This window comes from Streptomyces sp. NBC_01217 (assembly GCF_035994185.1).
In the GTDB taxonomy this organism is placed as follows: Bacteria; Actinomycetota; Actinomycetes; order Streptomycetales; family Streptomycetaceae; genus Streptomyces.
Map to the genome: position 1 here is coordinate 1,761,643 of NZ_CP108538.1, position 17,008 is coordinate 1,778,650.

General features: G+C 70.4%; 15 protein-coding genes. 7 read left to right on the forward strand and 8 right to left on the reverse strand.

Annotated features, from left to right (window positions below; all coding sequences use genetic code 11):
* Positions 1-52 precede the first annotated feature (52 nt).
* A complete protein-coding gene (locus OG507_RS07640; RefSeq protein ID WP_327366380.1) occupies positions 53-1,204 on the forward strand; it encodes a TDT family transporter in 1,152 nt (383 codons plus the stop codon).
* Here OG507_RS07640 and OG507_RS07645 read toward each other — a convergent pair.
* The 4 genes from OG507_RS07645 to OG507_RS07660 form a co-directional block, all read right to left on the reverse strand.
* Positions 1,143-1,850, reverse strand: coding sequence for a helical backbone metal receptor (locus tag OG507_RS07645; protein ID WP_327366381.1), 708 nt, complete (start codon positions 1,848-1,850; stop codon positions 1,143-1,145). The genes OG507_RS07640 and OG507_RS07645 overlap by 62 nt on opposite strands.
* A 17-nt stretch (positions 1,851-1,867) precedes the next feature.
* Complete coding sequence (locus OG507_RS07650) at positions 1,868-2,413, reverse strand: helix-turn-helix domain-containing protein (protein WP_327366382.1); 546 nt, start codon at positions 2,411-2,413, stop codon at positions 1,868-1,870.
* 159 nt (positions 2,414-2,572) lie between these two features.
* Complete coding sequence (locus tag OG507_RS07655; protein WP_327366383.1) at positions 2,573-5,212, reverse strand: ABC transporter permease/substrate binding protein; 2,640 nt, start codon at positions 5,210-5,212, stop codon at positions 2,573-2,575.
* Positions 5,205-6,269 carry a quaternary amine ABC transporter ATP-binding protein gene (locus tag OG507_RS07660; protein WP_327366384.1) on the reverse strand — a complete coding sequence of 355 codons (1,065 nt, stop codon included), beginning with the start codon at positions 6,267-6,269 and terminating at the stop codon, positions 5,205-5,207. Before OG507_RS07660 ends, OG507_RS07655 begins: the two co-directional genes overlap by 8 nt.
* 330 nt (positions 6,270-6,599) lie before the next feature.
* On the opposite strand from OG507_RS07660, the gene OG507_RS07665 reads away from it, so the two are divergent.
* Positions 6,600-7,508 (forward strand): 5'-3' exonuclease, encoded by a 909-nt coding sequence (locus OG507_RS07665; RefSeq protein ID WP_327371891.1) that lies wholly within the window; start codon positions 6,600-6,602, stop codon positions 7,506-7,508.
* Between the two features lie 46 nt (positions 7,509-7,554).
* Positions 7,555-8,397, forward strand: a complete 843-nt coding sequence (locus tag OG507_RS07670) for a siderophore-interacting protein (protein ID WP_327366385.1) — start codon at positions 7,555-7,557, stop codon at positions 8,395-8,397.
* Between the two features lie 86 nt (positions 8,398-8,483).
* On the opposite strand, the gene OG507_RS07675 is transcribed toward OG507_RS07670, so the two are convergent.
* Positions 8,484-9,185 (reverse strand): MerR family transcriptional regulator, encoded by a 702-nt coding sequence (locus OG507_RS07675; protein WP_327366386.1) that lies wholly within the window; start codon positions 9,183-9,185, stop codon positions 8,484-8,486.
* Positions 9,186-9,358: 173 nt separating this feature from the next.
* Here OG507_RS07675 and OG507_RS07680 point away from each other — a divergent pair, with 173 nt between their 5' ends.
* Together OG507_RS07680 and OG507_RS07685 are read left to right on the forward strand one after the other, a co-directional pair.
* Positions 9,359-10,324: a hypothetical protein gene (locus OG507_RS07680; RefSeq protein WP_327366387.1), complete on the forward strand. Its 966-nt coding sequence runs from the start codon at positions 9,359-9,361 to the stop codon at positions 10,322-10,324.
* Entirely contained in the window at positions 10,321-10,791 is a 471-nt protein-coding gene (locus OG507_RS07685; RefSeq protein ID WP_327366388.1) for an ABA4-like family protein, read from the forward strand. Before OG507_RS07680 ends, OG507_RS07685 begins: the two co-directional genes overlap by 4 nt.
* A gap of 9 nt (positions 10,792-10,800) precedes the next feature.
* Here OG507_RS07685 and OG507_RS07690 read toward each other — a convergent pair whose 3' ends face one another.
* From OG507_RS07690 to OG507_RS07700, 3 genes are all read right to left on the reverse strand, one after another.
* Positions 10,801-11,580 (reverse strand): ABC transporter permease, encoded by a 780-nt coding sequence (locus tag OG507_RS07690; RefSeq protein ID WP_327366389.1) that lies wholly within the window; start codon positions 11,578-11,580, stop codon positions 10,801-10,803.
* Positions 11,577-12,590 carry an ATP-binding cassette domain-containing protein gene (locus OG507_RS07695; RefSeq protein ID WP_327366390.1) on the reverse strand — a complete coding sequence of 338 codons (1,014 nt, stop codon included), beginning with the start codon at positions 12,588-12,590 and terminating at the stop codon, positions 11,577-11,579. Before OG507_RS07695 ends, OG507_RS07690 begins: the two co-directional genes overlap by 4 nt.
* 215 nt (positions 12,591-12,805) lie before the next feature.
* Positions 12,806-13,468 carry a PadR family transcriptional regulator gene (locus tag OG507_RS07700; protein WP_327371892.1) on the reverse strand — a complete coding sequence of 221 codons (663 nt, stop codon included), beginning with the start codon at positions 13,466-13,468 and terminating at the stop codon, positions 12,806-12,808.
* 300 nt (positions 13,469-13,768) lie between these two features.
* On the opposite strand from OG507_RS07700, the gene OG507_RS07705 reads away from it, so the two are divergent.
* Both OG507_RS07705 and OG507_RS07710 read left to right on the forward strand, forming a co-directional pair.
* Positions 13,769-15,301, forward strand: coding sequence for a molybdopterin-dependent oxidoreductase (locus tag OG507_RS07705; RefSeq protein WP_327371893.1), 1,533 nt, complete (start codon positions 13,769-13,771; stop codon positions 15,299-15,301).
* A 165-nt stretch (positions 15,302-15,466) separates the two neighbouring features.
* A complete protein-coding gene (locus OG507_RS07710; protein WP_327366391.1) occupies positions 15,467-17,005 on the forward strand; it encodes an amino acid permease in 1,539 nt (512 codons plus the stop codon).
* Positions 17,006-17,008 lie beyond the last annotated feature (3 nt).

Genomic DNA, 17,008 nt, shown 5'->3' on the forward strand with positions numbered 1-17,008 from the left:
CATAGATACGAAGTCCCTGGTGGGGGCCGGACCGCGACCCGAGAATCGTGCAATGGCCATCCTTCCGCGGACGCAGCAGTTCCCCGCCCCCTTCCCGGCTCCTCTGCGCCTCCCGTATCTGCGGTACATCGGCCCCAACTGGTACGCGACCGTCATGGGCACCGCGATCGTCGCCAGCGCGGGTGTCGCCCTGCCCGTGCACGTCCCGGGACTGAGGGCCGCCTGCACGGTGGTGTGGATGCTCGCGACGGTCCTGCTCGCCACGGTGCTCACGGCCCGTGCCGGTCACTGGATCGCCCATCGCGACCAGGCCCGCAGCCATCTGCTGGATCCTGCCGTGGCTCCGTTCTACGGCTGCCTCTCGATGGCGCTGCTGGCGGTCGGCGGCTCGTCGATGGTGGTCGGCCGGGATGTCATCGGGCATCGGGCGGCCCTTGCCCTGGATGCGGTGCTGTACTCGGCGGGCACGGTGACCGGTCTGGCCTGCGCGGTCGCGATTCCGTATCTGATGGTCGTACGCCACCGGGTGGAGCCGGGCTCCGCGTCGCCGGTGTGGCTGCTGCCGGTGGTGGCCCCGATGGTCTCCGCGGCGCTCGGTCCGCTGCTGGTGCCGGAGCTGCCCGCCGGTCAGTGGCGCGAGGCGCTGCTGCTGGCCTGCTACGCGATGTTCGGTCTGAGTCTGCTGGCCACGCTGGTGATGCTGCCGCTGATCTTCGCCCGGCTCGTACACCGGGGCCCGCTGCCTCTGGCGCTGACGCCCACGCTGTTCCTGGTCCTCGGCCCGCTGGGCCAGTCGACGACCGCGGTCAATCAGCTCGCCGATGTGGCGCCGGGGGCGATCGGGGCGCCGTACGTCTCGGGGCTCGGGGTGTTCGCCGTGCTGTACGGGGTGCCGGTGATGGGTTTCGCGCTGCTGTGGCTGGCGCTGGCCGCCGCGCTGGTGGTGCGGGCCGTACGCAACGGCATGACGTTCGGCATGACGTGGTGGGGCTTCACCTTCCCGGTCGGCACGTGTGTCACGGGCGCCGCGGGCCTGGCCCGGCACACCGGTCTCACGGCGTACACCTGGCTGGCCGTGGCGCTGTACGCGCTGCTGGTGACGGCCTGGGCGGTGGCCGGGCTGCGGACGCTGCGCGGGCTGTTCAGCGGAGTGCTGCTCGCAGCGCCGCCGGTGCCTGTGCCAGTGACGGCCCGTACCACGTGAGGAACCGCCCGTCGACGAGTGCGGCGGGCAGCGCGGGAAACGCCTCGGGTCCGTCGTCGGCGGTGAAGCGGTACGGCTCGTCGGGCAGCACGACCAGGTCGGCGCCCGCCGTGTTGAGTGCGTCGAGCGGGATACGGGGATAGCGCTCGGCGTGGTCCGCGTAGACGTTGTCGACGCCGAGCCTGGCCAGCAGATCTCCGGCGAAGGTGTTGCGGCCCAGCACCATCCAGGGCCTGCGCCAGATCGGCACGACCGCGCGGCGCGGGGCCCTGGGCCGCGCAAGCGCCACCCAGGCGGCCTCGGCCTCGTCCAGCCAGCGCGGCCTGGTCCGTCCGCAGGCGGTGACCAGCACCCGCTCCAGTTCCTCGAAGGCCTGGTCGAGGGTGCGGATCTCGGTGACGAGCACCTCGATCCCGGCGGCCTCGATCGCCGCGAGGTCGGGGGCGCGGTTCTCCTCCTCGTTGGCGACGACGAGATCGGGCCGGAGCGCGAGGACCGCGGGCACGTCGGGGTTCTTGGTGCCGCCGATCCGGGCGACGGTCAGACCGGCCGGGTGGGTGCACCAGTCGGTGGCGCCGACCAGCAGGCCGGGGGCGGTGACGGCGACGGCCTCGGTGAGCGAGGGAACCAGGGAGACGACGCGCACGGCGGAAAGCCCCTCTCTCAGCGACGCGGGTCGAAGGTGGCGTCCACGTGCTCGGCGACCGCGACGACCAGCAGTCTCGTACCGGGCATCGTGGCCCGCCAGCGGTGTCGCACCCCGCCGGACAGGAACAGGGTGTCGCCCTGCTCCAGCCGGTACGCCTGTCCCTCGGCCTCCACCTCCGCGGCGCCCTGCACCACGTACATCACTTCGTCGTTGCGGTGCTGGAACTCGCGCCCGAGGTCGAGTTCACCGGTGAACTCCAGGGCGCTGAGCTGGTGGCGTCCGCGCACCACCCTGCGGACTCCGTCCCCCTCGCCCGCCCGGACCACTTCGACACTGCGCGCCGAGTCGGCGGCGGCGCGCAGCCGTGCCGTGGTGGTCTCCAGGGCGTCGGCGACGCGGTCCAGGGACCGGGCGCTGGGCCGGGCTCGCTCGTTCTCGATCTGGCTGAGGAACGGCACGGACAGACCGCTGCGGCTCGCGACCGCGGCCAGTGTGAGCCCCAGGGATCTGCGCCGCCGGCGTACCGCGGCGCCCACGCGGAGTGATTCCTTGTCGTCCATGTCCGGCTCCCTCCCGACTCGTCATCCTTCCGGCTGGCAGCACATTACGCACACGATTGCGCAAGGTCGGCCGGTTCGTGAACGTCCGGACAGCCGGAAGGGGCGGGTCCGCCGACGGCGGCACCCACCCCTTCCCGTGCTCCGGGCCTGCCCGGAGCCCTACTGCGGGGCCATCGTGTCCGCGATGCCCGGGTTCTTCTCCATCCAGGCCTTCACGGCTTCTTCCTCGTGGCCCGTACCGTGCTTCTGGATCTGGTTCTCCAGGCCGGCGAGCTGGTTCTCGCTCAGCTCGAAGTCCTTGAACCACTTCGTCAGCTGCGGGTACGTCCTGGGGAAGTCCTTGCTGGCGATGGTGTGCAGCCGGTCGCCGTTGCCGAAGGCCTTCTCGGGGTCCTTCAGCTTGGTCATGCCGTACTCGCTGTACGCCCAGTGCGGCGTCCAGAGCAGCACGGCGATCGGCTCCTTCTTGGCGTACGCGCGCTTCAGCTCGGCGAGCATCCCGGGCGTCGAGGAGTCGACGACCTCGTACTCCTTGTCCAGGCCGTAGGCCGGCAGCACGTTCGTCTTGAGGTTCTCCATCGTGGCGGTGCCCGGCTCGATGCCGATGATCCGGCCCTTGAACTGGGAGGACTTGCCCTTGAGGTCGGCGAGGGACCGGACGTCCTTCACGTACGAGGGCACCGCGACCTCGATCGACGTCGGGCCGTACCACGAACCGATGTCGGTCAGCTGCGAGCCGTACTTCTCCCAGTAGTTCTTCTGGGTGTACGGCAGCCAGCCGTCGAACTGCACATCGATCTGGCCGCGGGACATCGCGGTGTACATCGGACCGACCTCGAACTGCTTGAGGTTGATCCTGTAGCCGCGCTCCTCCAGGACCGCCTTCCACAGGTACGTGGCGGCGATGTCCTCCTCCCACGGGAACCAGGCCATCTCGACGGCGCGGTCCCGCTCGTCCTTGCCGCCCGCGCCCTTGGACGTGCCGGTCCCGGCGACGGGGGTCCACTTGTCGGCGACGCCCGGGTTGGCCTTCAGCCAGGTGCGGACGGCCTCCTGCTCGTTGCCGGAGCCGGCCTTCTGGATGCCCGCCTCAAGGCTGGTGAGCTGCTCCTCGGTCATCTGGAAGTTCTTCAGCCAGGTGCCGACCTCGGGGTTGTCGGCGGAGAAGCCCTTGCGGGCCAGGGTGTGGATGCCGTCGCCCTTGCCCCAGAGGTTCTTGGGGTCCTTGAGCTTGGTCAGGTCGTACTGGTTGTACGCCCAGTGCGGCGACCAGAGCGGGACGACGATCGGTTCCTTCTTGGCGTACGCGCGCTTCAGCTCGGCGAGCATCGACGGCGTGGAGCCGTCGACGACCTTGTACTCCTTGTCCAGGCCGTAGCCCGGCAGGATCTTGTCCTTGAGCAGGCCCGTCTCACCGGCGCTCGGCTCGATGCCGACGACCCGTCCCTTGAACTGCGAGGACTTCCCCTTGAGGTCGTCCAGCGACCGGACGTCCTTCACGTACGAGGGGACGGCCAGCTCCAGCGAGGTGGGGCCGAACCAGGAGCCCATGTCCTCCAGGCGGTCCTGGTACTTCTTCCAGTAGCTGGCGTGGGTGACCGGGAGCCAGGAGTCGGTCTCGAAGTCGATCTGGCCATTGGCCATACCGGTGTAGAGCGCACCGGCCTCGTACTGCTTGACGTCGACCTCGAAGCCGCGCCGCTCCAGCATCTCCTTCCAAAGGAAGGTGGAGGCGATGCCCTCGTCCCACGGGATGTAGCCCATGCTGATCTTCTTGCCCGCACCGATCTTCGAGGCGTCGGCGGTGGTGGCGGAGCCGTCGTCCCGGCCGGATGAGCCGAAGAGGCCCATGCCGCCCGCGACGAGCGCGAGGACGACGACACCGACGACCGCGACGAGGGGCTGCGGACGGTGGTTCCAGACCTTGAGTCCGCCGGCCAGCGACTGCGCCCTGGCGAGGGCGCGGCGGGCGAGCGGGGAGACCTCGCGGCCGAGCGCGCCGGTCATCCGGTCCAGGTACATCGCCACGATGACGATGGAGATGCCCGCCTCGAAGCCGAGGCCGACGTCGACGTTGCCGATGGCCCGGTAGACGGCGCCGCCGAGGCCGCCGCCGCCGACCATGCCCGCGATGACCACCATGGACAGACCCAGCATGATGACCTGGTTGATGCCCGCCATGATCGTGGGCAGGGCGAGCGGCAGCTGCACCCGCAGCAGGGTGTTGCGCCGGGTGGTGCCGAACGCCTCGGCCGCCTCGACGAGGTCGCCGTCGACCTGGCGGATGCCGAGTTCGGTCATCCGGACGCCCGGCGGCAGCGAGAAGATGATGGTGGCGATGATGCCGGGGACCACGCCGACGCCGAAGAAGATGACGCCGGGGATCAGATAGACCATGGCGGGCATGGTCTGCATGAAGTCCAGGACCGGCCGGGTCACCGCGCTGACGGTCTTGGAGCGGGACGCCCAGATGCCCAGCGGCACGGCCAGCACCAGCGCGATGATGGTGGCGACGAGCACCAGGGTGAGGGTGTCCATCGCTTCGTCCCACAGCTCGACGGAGTCGATCAGGGCGAAGCCCGCGAAGGCCAGCACACCCGCGAGCAGGCCGCGCAGCCACCAGGCGATGACGGCGACGATGCCCGCGAAGAGGAGCGGTGCGGGGGCGGAGAGGACGGCGGCGATGCCGTCGAACATGCCGCTGACGACCGAGCTGATCGCGTCGAACAGCCAGGACAGGTGGGTCTGGAGCCAGTCGACCGCGGAGTCGACCCAGTCGCCGAGGTGGAGCCTAAACACTGGCCACCTTCTTCGCGGTGGCCGTGATGTCCTGCGGGGGCTCGACGGGCGTCATCGGCTCGCCGAGTACGGCGAGCAGCCGGGCGCGCGGTACGACGCCGACGAGCTTGCCCCCGGCGTCGGTCACCGCGACCGCGACCCCGCTCCGTGAGCAGGGCGTGAAGAGCTCGATGATCGGCGTGGACTCGGTGACGGTGGCCGGGGCGGCCGCGAGGACGTCGTCCTCGGTACGCAGTTCCCTGCCGTCGTCCGTGCTGGTGCCCAGGACGGTGTGCGGCTCGGCCATGATGGCGCCCGCGGTCAGCACCCGGGTCCGGTCGACGTCCTGGGTGAAGGAGGCGACGTAGTCGTTGGCCGGGGTGACGAGGATGTCCTCGGCGGTGCCGAGCTGGACGATCTTCCCGTCGCGCATCACGGCGATGCGGTCGCCGAGGCGCATGGCCTCGTTGAGGTCGTGGGTGATGAAGACGATGGTCTTCTTCAGCCGCTTCTGCAGTTCGAGCAGCTGGTCCTGCATGTCGCGGCGGATCAGCGGGTCGAGCGCGCTGAAGGACTCGTCCATCAGCAGCAGGTCGGCGTCGGTGGCCAGGGCGCGGGCCAGGCCGACGCGCTGTTGCATGCCGCCGGACAGCTCGTCGGGCCAGGACTTCTCCCAGCCGGCGAGACCGGTCATCTCCAGCGCCTCGGCGGCGCGCTTCTCGCGCTCGGCGCGCGGCACGCCCTGTACTTCCAGGCCGTACGCGGCGTTCTCCAGGACGCTGCGGTGGGGGAAGAGCGCGAAGTGCTGGAACACCATGCTGATCTTGGAGGATCGGACATGGCGCAGTTCCGCGGGGCTCAGGGCGGTCAGGTCCTGGCCGTCGAACAGCACGCGTCCGGCTGTGGGCTCCAGAAGTCCGTTGAGCATGCGCAGCAGCGTGGACTTTCCGGACCCGGACAGACCCATCACGACGAAGATCTGCCCCGGTTCGACGGTGAACGAGGCGTCGATCACCGCTGCGGTCGTTCCGTCGGCGCGCAGCTCGTCGCGGTCGGCGCCGCCTTCGAGCTTCTGCACGGCTTGATCGGGTCGTCTGCCGAACACTTTGTACAAATGCTCGGCTTGCAGCCTTGACACATATACCTCGCGGGTTGAACCGAAAACGGTCTGCCACCCCTCCGGCAGACCGTGGAGCAGCGCGGATTCGGTCCGCATGGCACGTACACCAGTTGAAACCGGTACGTGATCCGCTCCGGCTGCGCGCCTGCCCCGGCGCGAACAGGCCAAACACAGGAGTGACCCAGCTCACGCATGAGCGGCCGCGGTCGGGGCCCGCCCCTCGTCGCGGTGTCCGCGACAGCCGGTGTCAGTGGTGTGCGGCATCATCGGGGTGTGACGCGACGCCTGATGCTCCTCGACACCGCTTCCCTCTACTACCGCGCCTACTTCGGGATCCCCGATTCGGTACGCGCCCCGGACGGGACGCCGGTCAACGCCGCGCGCGGGCTGCTCGACTTCATCGGGCGCCTGGTGCAGGACCACCGGCCGGACGATCTGGTCGCCTGCATGGACGCGGACTGGCGGCCGCACTGGCGGGTGGAGCTGATCCCTTCGTACAAGGCGCACCGCGTCGCGGTGGAGACCGCCGAGGGCCTGCCGGACGAGGAGGAGACCCCCGACACCCTGGCCCCGCAGGTGCCGATCATCGAGGACGTGCTCGACGCACTCGGTATCGCCCGGGTCGGCGTCGCGCAGTACGAGGCGGACGATGTGATCGGCACGCTCACCGCCCTGGCCACCGGCCCCGTCGACATCGTCACCGGCGACCGGGACCTATATCAGCTGGTCGACGACGCCCGCGGGGTGCGGGTGCTCTACCCGCTGAAGGGGGTCGGCTCGCTCCAGCTGACGGATGAGGCATGGCTGAGGGAGAAGTACGGGGTGGACGGCTCCGGCTATGTCGATCTGGCGCTGCTGCGCGGTGACCCGAGCGACGGGCTGCCGGGCGTCCCGGGCATCGGCGAGAAGACAGCCGCGAAACTGCTGGACGCCTTCGGCGATCTGGCCGGAATCATGGCCGCGGTCGACGATCCCTCCGCCGCACTGACGCCCTCGCAGCGCAAGCGGCTCGACGGGGCCAGGGACTACGTGGCCGTCGCACCGACGGTGGTCCGCGTCGCCGGTGACGTACCGCTGCCGGAGTTCGACCCCGCGCTGCCCACCGGGCCCCGCGATCCCGCAGCCCTGGAAGCACTTGCGAAGCAGTGGGGACTGGGCGGCGCCCTGCAGCGCCTGCTCTCCACACTCCGCGACTGAAGTGCTAGCTTAGGTAAGCCTAAGCAATCGGAGCAGGGAGAACCTCGTGGCAGAACGACCGGCGCGGCAGGCACCCAAGGCGCAGGGGGCCCACGTGCTGCGCACCGAGCAGCTCACCCCGCACATGGTGCGCGTGGTGCTCGGCGGTGACGGCCTCGCCGACTTCGGGCTCTCCGGCTTCACCGACCACTACGTCAAGCTCTGCTTCGCCCCCGAGGGAGCGCAGTACACGCACCCGTTCGACATGGCCCGTATCCGTGAGGAGCAGCCGCGGGAGCTGTGGCCCACCACCCGCACCTACACGGTGCGCTCCTGGGACCCGGTCGCCCGGGAGCTGGCGATCGACTTCGTGGTGCACGGCGACGAGGGCCTCGCCGGGCCCTGGGCGATGCGGGCGGTCCCGGGTGATCAGGTGACCTTCCTCGGCCCCGGCGGGGGTTACGGACCGGACGCCTCGGCGGACTGGCACCTCCTGGCGGGCGACGAGAGCGCCCTGCCGGCCATCGCCGCCGCCCTGGAGCAGATGCCGACGGGCGCGGTGGTGCACGCGTTCGTCGAGGTGGCGGACGCCTCGGAGGAGCAGAAGATCGTGACGCCCGACGGCGTCGAGGTGACCTGGCTGCACCGCGGGGAGCGCCCGGTAGGCGAGGCGCTGACGGCCGCTGTTACGGAGCTGGAGTTCCCGGCGGGCGAGGTCCGGGCGTTCGTCCACGGCGAGGCGGGCTTCGTGAAGGAGATCCGCCGCCATCTGCGCCTGGACCGCAAGATCCCGCTCCCGCAGCTGTCCATCTCCGGCTACTGGCGGCTCGGCCAGAACGACGACGCCTGGCGCTCGGTCAAGCGCGAGTGGAACGAACAGGTGGAGCGCGAGCAGGAGAACGCCGCATAGCACCCGCCCACACATGCACCTACGTTCGCCCCGGTCCCCGACCGGGGCGTACGCGTTCCCGGGCGCAGTCGCTCCCGGGCGCCGGCTCACTCACCGGCGGCCCGCACCACCGCCCCGCCACCCGCGCCCGGCGCGTCGCCGTCCGCACCCGGCCCGTCACCGTCGCTCTCGTACACACGGGCGGACGCGTCCTCGTGCGCGATCCGTCGCAGTGCGCTGAACATCGCCTCTCCCAGTACCGTGCCGACGACCACGCTCTCCACCAGGTCCTCGCGCGCCACCCGCCGCCCCACATAGTCGAGGTCGGCCCGCGCGATCGGTTCGACGGCCGCCGCATAGTCGTCGAGCAGTTCGAGATACGCGCCGTGCCCGGCCCGCCGCAGCGCGACGATCACCCCGGCCAGGCGCTCACCGGCCACCCCGTGCGCCTCGGCCCGCCAGCCGCGCCGCTCCAGCAGCTCCGCCACCTCCTCGCGGGCGTCGTCCAACTCGGGCCCCGCCTCGCTCCGGTGGGGCGAGGCGAGACGCTCCGTCGTGACGCCCAGCACCTTGTGCACCGGCTGTTCCGGGTCCTCGACCGCCAAGAGCACATCGCCGATGGCCGCGAGCGAGAGCCCGCCGACTTCGAGCAGGGCGCGGATCAGCCGCAGCCTGCGCTCATGGCCGGAGTCGTAACTCGCCTGGTTCGGACTGGTCAACTGCCCTGCGGCCAGCAGCCCTTCACGTACATAGAACTTGATCGTCGGTACCGGAACCCCGGACCTGCGGCTCAACTCACCAATGCGCACCGCGTGTTCACCCTTCCGTGCTTGCCAACCCCCGACCCCATCATAGATAGTTCCACTATCGGATAGTGGAGAGTTCCGCTATCCATAACCAAGGGGTTCTCATGTCGTCATGGCGTTCCTGGCACCGTCCATTAGGTGCCTGGCACCGTCCACTGGTCCTCTTCGCGGCCGCGATGGCCGTCCTGGCGGTCGTCTCCGCAGTGGGACTGGTGGTCGACGACCGGGAGCTGGTGGGCGCGCCGATCTGGTTCAAGCCGTTCAAGTTCTCGGTCTCACTCGTCGTGTACGCACTCGCGCTGGCCTGGATGCTGACGCTGGTCACCCGCGGCCGGCGGGTCGGCTGGTGGGCCGGGACGGTGGTCACGCTGTCCGGCCTGGGCGAGATGGTGATCATCACCGGTCAGGTGATCCGCGGGAAGCGCAGCCACTTCAACCACGCCACCCCGTTCGACGAGGCGCTGTTCGCCGCGATGGGCATCACCATCGTCGTGCTCTGGGCCGGCACGCTGGTCATAGCCGTCCTGCTGCTGCGGGCCCGGATAGCCGACCGCGCAGCGGCGTTGGCGATCCGCTCAGGTGTGCTGACAGCCCTGGCGGGTGCCGGACTCGGCTTTCTGATGACACAGCCCACGCCCGAGCAGCGGGCGGCCGGGAACCTGGACACCGCCGATGTGGTCGGCGCCCACTCCGTCGGCGTACCGGACGGGGGCCCGTCGATGCCGCTCACCGGCTGGTCGACGACGGGCGGCGATCTGCGCGTACCGCACTTCGTCGGCATGCACGCGCTCCAGTTGCTGCCGCTCTTCCTGCTCGCGCTGGTCGCCCTGGCCCCACGCCTCCCCCGGCTGCGCGACCCGCGGGTCCGGCTGCGGCTGGTACTGGTCGCTTCCGGTGCGTACGCGGCGGTCTTCGCGCTGTTCACCTGGCAGGCGCTGCGCGGTCAGCCGCTGATCCACCCGGACGGTGCGACGCTCGGCGCCGCCGCCCTGATCGTGGTGGCGACCGCCGTCTGCGGCTATGGGGCACTGAGGCCGGCTCCCGTACCGGAGAGGGCGACCACCCACGAAGAGCACGAAGAGCACGAAGAACACGAAGAACACGGAGAATCCGACTCCGGCGACGAGGAGCTTGTGGCATGACCGGCGCACTTTTCGAGATCTCGTTCTTCCTGGCAGCCCCGTTCTGGCTGCTCATGATCCTCGCGCCGAACTGGCGTCCCACGGCGCGGATCGCCGCGTCCCCGCTCACCGTCCTGCCGGTGCTGGCGGTCTATCTGGTCATGGCCGTGCCGGTCTTCCCCGAACTCTGGGACGCGGTGCGCAGCCCCGACATCGACACCTTCCGCGATCTGGCCGCCCTGGCGAACGGGGCGGGGGCGATCTGGGCGCAGGTCATCGCCTGGGATCTGCTGCTGGGCCAGTGGATGTTCCTGGAGGGGCGCCGGCTGGGAATCTCCCCGCTGGTGATGGGACCGTTGCTGGTGCTGACGATTCTGCTGTCGCCGTTCGGGCTGCTCGTCTTCCTCGCACTGCGGGCGGCGCTGAAGCCGAGGGCCCGGTCCGGGGACGGATTCCCGGACCGGGCCGGCCACGCGTCACCGCGGTAGGCGCACTCGTCAGACGGACTTCTGGTACGAGCGGAACGTGCGGGTCGACAGCCAGACCGCCGCCACCGCAAGGACCAGAAGGGCTCCCCCGCGGCCGAGCACCACACCCCAGTCGGGATCGGCGCTCAGCGCCGAACGGCCCGCCACCATCGCCCAGTTGACCGGGTTGAAATCGGCGATCTGCCGCATCCAGGACGGCATCTGGCTCGGGGCCATGAAGGAGGAGGAGAGGAAGGTCAGCGGCAGCAGCAGAAAGGTGTTGATGCCGATGATGGACTCGCGCTGGCGCACCAGCATACCCAGGGCGTTGGAGAGCGCGCCGAAGACCGTACCGAGCAGGATCGAGGCGACGAGGAGGATCAGCAGCCCGCCCGCGCCGCCCGGGTAGGTGGCACCGGCGGCCCAGCCGAGCAGCACGATGATCACCGACTGCACGGCGGTGCTGATGCCGTTCTGTACGACGTTGGCGTTCATCAGCGCGTTGCGGCTGACCGGCGTCGTCAGGAAGCGGTTGAGCGTGCCCCGCTCGATCTCCTCAAGGGTGCCCATTCCGGCCCACATGCTCGATCCGAGGGCGCTCATCACCACGATGCCCGGGATCAGGTAGTCCAGATAGGACGTGGTGCCGAAGCCGCCCAGCTCGACGACCTTCTTGAAGAGGTTGCCGAAGAGGAACAGCCAGATCACCGGCTGGATCAGGGAGATCGCCAGGAAGACCGGCTGCCGGATGATCGCCATGAGCTGCCGCTGGGTCATGTACCAGGTCTGGGCGAGAACGTGACTGCTCATCGGGTGGCTCCCGCAGGGGTGGGGGCAGGGATCCGCCGTGCGGCGGCGGCTTCGGCCTCGGAGAAGCGGCGTCCGGCATAGCGCAGATAGACGTCGTCGAGGGAGGGGCGGGCCACGGTGGCGGCGGCGACCGCCGCACCGGCCCGCTCCAGGGCGGTGAGCAGGACGGGGACGGCCGCGGCGCCGTCCTCGGCACGGACGCTCACCCGGCGGCCCTCGACCAGCACCTCGTACACACCGGGCAGTCCGGTGAGCGCGGCGGTGACCGCCACGGTGTCGCCCTCGGCGCGCAGCTCCATGTGGACGGCGTCGCCCCGGAGTTCGCCCTTGAGCGCGTCGGGTGTGCCCTCGACGACGATCCGGCCGCGGTCGACGATCGCGATGCGCTCGGCGAGCCGGTCGGCCTCCTCCAGATAGTGCGTCGTGAGGACGATGGTCAGGCCCTCGTCACCGGCCAGCCGGGAGATCTCGTCCCACATGGCCGTTCGGGCCTCCGGGTCGAGTCCGGTGGTGGGTTCGTCGAGGAAGAGCACCTCGGGGCGGTGGACCAGCCCGAGCGCCACGTCCAGGCGTCGCTGCATTCCGCCGGAGTACCCCTTCACCTGGCGTTTCGCGGCGCCGGCCAGGTCGAAGCGGTCGAGCAGCTCGTCGGCCCGGCGCTGGACGGCCGCGCCCCGCATCCCGTACAGCCTGCCCTGGAGCAGGAGGTTCTCGCGGCCGGTGGCGACCGGGTCGGCGCCTGACTTCTGGGCGACGACACCGATGGCGCGGCGGACCCGGTCGGGGTGGCGCAGGACATCGTGTCCGGCGACGGTCGCGGTGCCGGAGTCGGGGCGGGCCAGGGTGGTGAGGATCTTGACGGTGGTGGACTTTCCGGCGCCGTTGGGGCCGAGGAGTCCGAAGACCGTGCCGGCGTCGACGTCGAGGTCCATGCCGTTCAGTGCGGTGACATCGCCGGGATAGGTCTTGATCAGTTGTCGCGCCGCCACTGCGGGCGCACGGGTGCTCATGACAGAGCTCTCCTGTGATTCAGCGGGGTGCTCGGGTACACCGAGCACTCGGGCATGCCGAGCCGATCCGCGTGAAGAGCGCCGGGCTATCCTGGGTGTGCCGCACCTCGATCGCCCGGCTCGCCTTCACGGCATGGCCGGTCCGGGGTTCGAGACCCCGGAGGCCGCTGCTCCAACAGCTCCCACCGGGGTCTTTCGCTCTCATCGGTCCTGCGTTACGCCTTCCGCTCCGGGTCCAGGACGATCTCCTGCTCGTCCAGGTCCTGCCAGTCCTGCGGGACTTCGCCTGTCTCGTGGAAGGACTTCCACTCCTCGATGCCGCTGATGGTGGCGTCGGTGAGTTCCTGGTGGAAGTTCTTGATCCACTCCAGCTGCGCATCGATCATGTGGAGCTGATATTCGGTCTCGACGACAAAGACGCGGGGCGGTTTCTCGCCCAGCTGGCCGAGGATCCCCCGCAGCGCCGCGGCCTTGACCGTCAGCGCCGACTCCCGGGTCTCCATCAGCTCCGCCACGTCCTGCGGCGGCAGCACCGGCAGGAGCGAGAGCGCCGTCTCGAAGACCGGGTACTCGGCGGCCGGGACGGCGAGCAGATCGGAGAGCCAGTCGACCATCTCCGTGCGCCCGGCCCCGGTGATGCCGTAGAGCGTGCGCTCGGGGCGGTTGCCCTGCCGCTGGACCCCCGCGACCTCGACGTACCCGTGCTTCTCCAGGTTCTGGACGACGGTGTACAACGAGCCGAAATTGATCTTGACGCTGTGTTCCTTGCCGCGCCGACGGAGCGTCTGGGCGATCTCGTACGGATGCATGGAGCGCTCGGCGAGCAGCACCATGACCGTCAGCGCCAGCGGATTGCTGAGCTTGCGCCGCTTGGCCACATCCTCCACCGCCCTTCACTTCGCCGTCGAATACTCGTGGCCGAACATATCGCGTTCACCTGTACGCGTCAACCACGATGTATCGCGAATTCCGGAAGGAGTGGAAGGATCTCGCGCACTGCAGGCAGGGATGTGTGCGACCGGGGAGCGAGCCGAGTGAACGAGGAACGGAACGAGGACAGGGGCGAGGACCGGTACGGCGGCCGGGACGACGGGCGGGGCGATCACCGGCGGCTCGGGGCCTCAGGAGGAGCCGGGCGATCGCGCCGGGTCCGCACCGCCCTGGCCGCGCTCGGCGGTCTGATCGCCGGGTTCTGCGCCCTGGCCGTGGCCGAACTGGTAGCGGCCGTCGTACGCCCCGAGGCGGGCCCGGTCGCGGCGGTCGGCGGGGCGGTCATCGACCGCAGCCCCCCGGCCCTCAAGGAGTTCGCCGTACGGCACTTCGGCACCGACGACAAGCTGGCGCTGCAGCTGGGCATCGTGGTGCTGCTGGCGATCTTCGCCCTGGCTGTCGGGGTGCTGGCACTGCACCACCGGCGGACCGGCTCAGCGGCCGTGCTGGTCTTCGGGGCGGTCGGGGCAGCGGCGGCGGTGGGGCGACCGGAGGGCGGTCCCGCCGATGCGCTGCCCGCGGTGGTGGGTGCCGTGGTGGGCGCGGGAGTGCTGCATCTCCTGGCCGGACGGCTCGCGCCGGTTCCCCGCCCGTCTCCCGTCTCCGAGGCCGCCGGGGAGCCCTGCGAAACCTTCGACCGGCGCGGCTTTGTGATCGCGGCGACCACGGCGGCGGCCGCCTCGGCCGGCGCGGGATACCTGGGACGGCGGCTCACCTCCTCCATCCAGGCCGGAGCCTCCGCCTCACGCCGCGACCTGGTCCTCCCGGTACCCGATTCCGCCGCGCCCGCCGTACCGGCCGGTGCCGAACTCAGGATTCCGGGGCTGAGTCCCTTCATCACCCCGAACAAGGACTTCTACCGGGTGGACACGGCCCTGGTCGTGCCCCAGCTCGATGCCGACGAGTGGCGGCTGAGGATCCACGGCAGGGGTGTGACGCGGCCCGTCACGGTCGGCTTCCACGACCTGCTGCGCCGGGAGATCATCGAGCGCGACATCACGCTGGCCTGTGTGTCCAACGAGGTCGGCGGCCCGTACATCGGCAACGCGCGCTGGATCGGCGTACGACTGGCCGATCTGCTGCGCGAGGCCGGGGTGCGTCCGCCGTCGGAGGGCGGACCCGCCGACCAGATCGTGGCGCGTTCCGTGGAGGGCATGACGATCGGCACACCGGTCGAGGCGGTCATGGACGGGCGCGACGCGATGCTGGCGCTCGGCATGAACGGCGAGCCGCTGCCGTTCACGCACGGGTTTCCGGTCCGGATGGTCGTACCCGGCCTGTACGGGTACGTGTCGGCCTGCAAATGGATCAAGGACATCGAACTGACGACGTTCGGCGCGTACGACGCCTACTGGGTCAGGCAGGGCTGGTCACAGCAGGCGGTGATCAAGACCGAGTCGCGGATCGACACCCCCCGCCCGTTCGCCTCCCCGAAGCCCGGCACCGTGCCGGTGGCCGGGGTCGCCTGGGCCCAGCGCCGGGGCATCTCGCGGGTGGAGGTCCGGGTGGACGGCGGCCCGTGGCACGAGGCCCGGCTGGCGGCCGAGGACGGCCGCGACACCTGGCGCCAGTGGGTGTGGGAGTGGCCGGCCACCAAGGGCCGTCACACCCTCGAAGTCCGCGCGACCGACGGCACGGGCGCCACCCAGACCGGCCGGCAGTCCGGCACGCTGCCGAACGGCGCGACGGGCTGGCACTCGGTGGAGGTCGAGGTCCCCTGACCCCGGTCCCGGCCCGCACGGCACCCGAGCCGCCCCCCCCGGCGCGAGTCCGTCCATCCCCCACGTGAGCACTTCGGCCCCGCACGGACACGGATGCGTCATTCAGCTGAAACAGCCCGTCCCTAATTTCTGTCGCCCGACAGGAAATCGGCGACAGGGGCTGACATGACCGCCACCGCACCAACCGACGTACGACCGGACCCGCCCGAGCCCGGCCGGACCGACCGCGAAGCCCTGGCCGGTTTCGGCTACCGGCAGGAGCTGCGCCGGTCCATGGGGCGGTACGCCTCGTTCGCGGCCGGGTTCTCCTTCATCTCCGTCCTCACGACCGTCTTTCAATTCTTCGCCTTCGGCTTCTCGTTCGGCGGTGCCGCCTTCTTCTGGACCTGGCCCGCGGTGCTGCTCGGCCAGCTGCTGGTGGCCGCGTGCTTCGCCGAACTCGCCGCCCGCTACCCGCTGTCGGGGGCGATCTACCAGTGGTCGACCCGGCTGAGCACGCCCGCCTTCGGCTGGTTCGCGGGCTGGATCATGGTGATCGGGCAGATCGTGGTGGTCGCCGCGGCAGCGCTCGCGCTCCAGGTGGTGCTTCCCGCGGTCTGGTCGGGCTTCCAGCTGCTGGGCGGTGACCCGGCGCCGACCACGCCGACGGGCGCGGGCAACGCGGCGCTGCTCGCGGTGGTGCTGCTGGCACTCACCACGACGGTGAATCTGCTCGACAACCGGGTCATGTCGGCCGTGAACCGGATCGGTGTCACGGCGGAGATCATCGGTGCCGTACTCATCGTGGTGCTCCTGTTCACGCACGTCGAGCGCGGCACCGGTGTCACCCTGCACACCGGGGGACAGGGCGGCGCGATCGGAGCGCTCCTCGTCGGTTCGTTCACGGCGGCGTACGTCCTGATCGGGTTCGACAGCGCGGGCGAGATGAGCGAGGAGACCCGCAGCCCACGCCGCACCGCGCCCCGCACGATCCTGCTGGCGCTCGCCTCGGCCGGGGTGCTGGGCGGGCTGCTGGTGCTGGGCGGAGTGCTGGCCGCGCCGAGCCTCACCGACGGGCGACTGGCCACGGAGGGCCTCTCGTACGTGCTGACCAGCAGCCTGGGCGACGGGGTGGGACGGCTGCTGCTCGCCGATGTGGCGGTCGCCGTCGCCGTGGCCACGCTCGCCATCCAGACCGCCGGTTCCCGGATGCTGTTCTCGATGGCCCGCGACGGGGTCCTGCCCTGCTCCACCCGGCTGGCGAAGGTCTCCCCGCGCACCGGAATGCCGGCCGCCCCCGCGCTTCTGGTGGGCGCGGCGGCAGCGGCTCTCGGACTGCTCAACCTGGCGTCCCCGGAGGCGTTCCTCGCGATCGGCACCACGTGTATCGCGATGCTCTACCTGGCCTACGCGATGGTCACGGGCCCCATGCTCCTGCGCCGCCTGCGCGGCATCCCACTCGCCCCGGACACCGACGCCACGACCCACGACGAGTCGGGCCACCCCCTGTTCTCGCTGGGCCGCCTGGGACTTCCGGTCAACGCCCTGGCCTTCCTGTACGGAACGGCAATGACGGTCAATCTGGCCTGGCCACGGGCCGCGGTGTACGACCCGGCGGGCGGCCACTGGTACTTCCAGTGGTTCACGGTGCTGTTCCTGGGTGCGACGGTGCTGCTCGGTGCGGTCTATCGCGTGTACGGGAGGAGATCGCGCTCCGTACGCTGACCC

Excerpts from the sequence above, each read along its gene's own strand:
- OG507_RS07650 (WP_327366382.1), bottom strand. The coding sequence starts at position 2,413 with ATGGACGACAAGGAATCACTCCGCGTGGGCGCCGCGGTACGCCGGCGG.
- OG507_RS07690 (WP_327366389.1), bottom strand. The coding sequence starts at position 11,580 with ATGAGCAGTCACGTTCTCGCCCAGACCTGGTACATGACCCAGCGGCAG.
- OG507_RS07640 (WP_327366380.1), top strand. The coding sequence starts at position 53 with ATGGCCATCCTTCCGCGGACGCAGCAGTTCCCCGCCCCCTTCCCGGCT.
- OG507_RS07665 (WP_327371891.1), top strand. The coding sequence starts at position 6,600 with ATGCTCCTCGACACCGCTTCCCTCTACTACCGCGCCTACTTCGGGATC.
- OG507_RS07685 (WP_327366388.1), top strand. The coding sequence starts at position 10,321 with ATGACCGGCGCACTTTTCGAGATCTCGTTCTTCCTGGCAGCCCCGTTC.
- OG507_RS07695 (WP_327366390.1), bottom strand. The coding sequence starts at position 12,590 with ATGAGCACCCGTGCGCCCGCAGTGGCGGCGCGACAACTGATCAAGACC.
- OG507_RS07680 (WP_327366387.1), top strand. The coding sequence starts at position 9,359 with ATGGCCGTCCTGGCGGTCGTCTCCGCAGTGGGACTGGTGGTCGACGAC.
- OG507_RS07710 (WP_327366391.1), top strand. The coding sequence starts at position 15,467 with ATGACCGCCACCGCACCAACCGACGTACGACCGGACCCGCCCGAGCCC.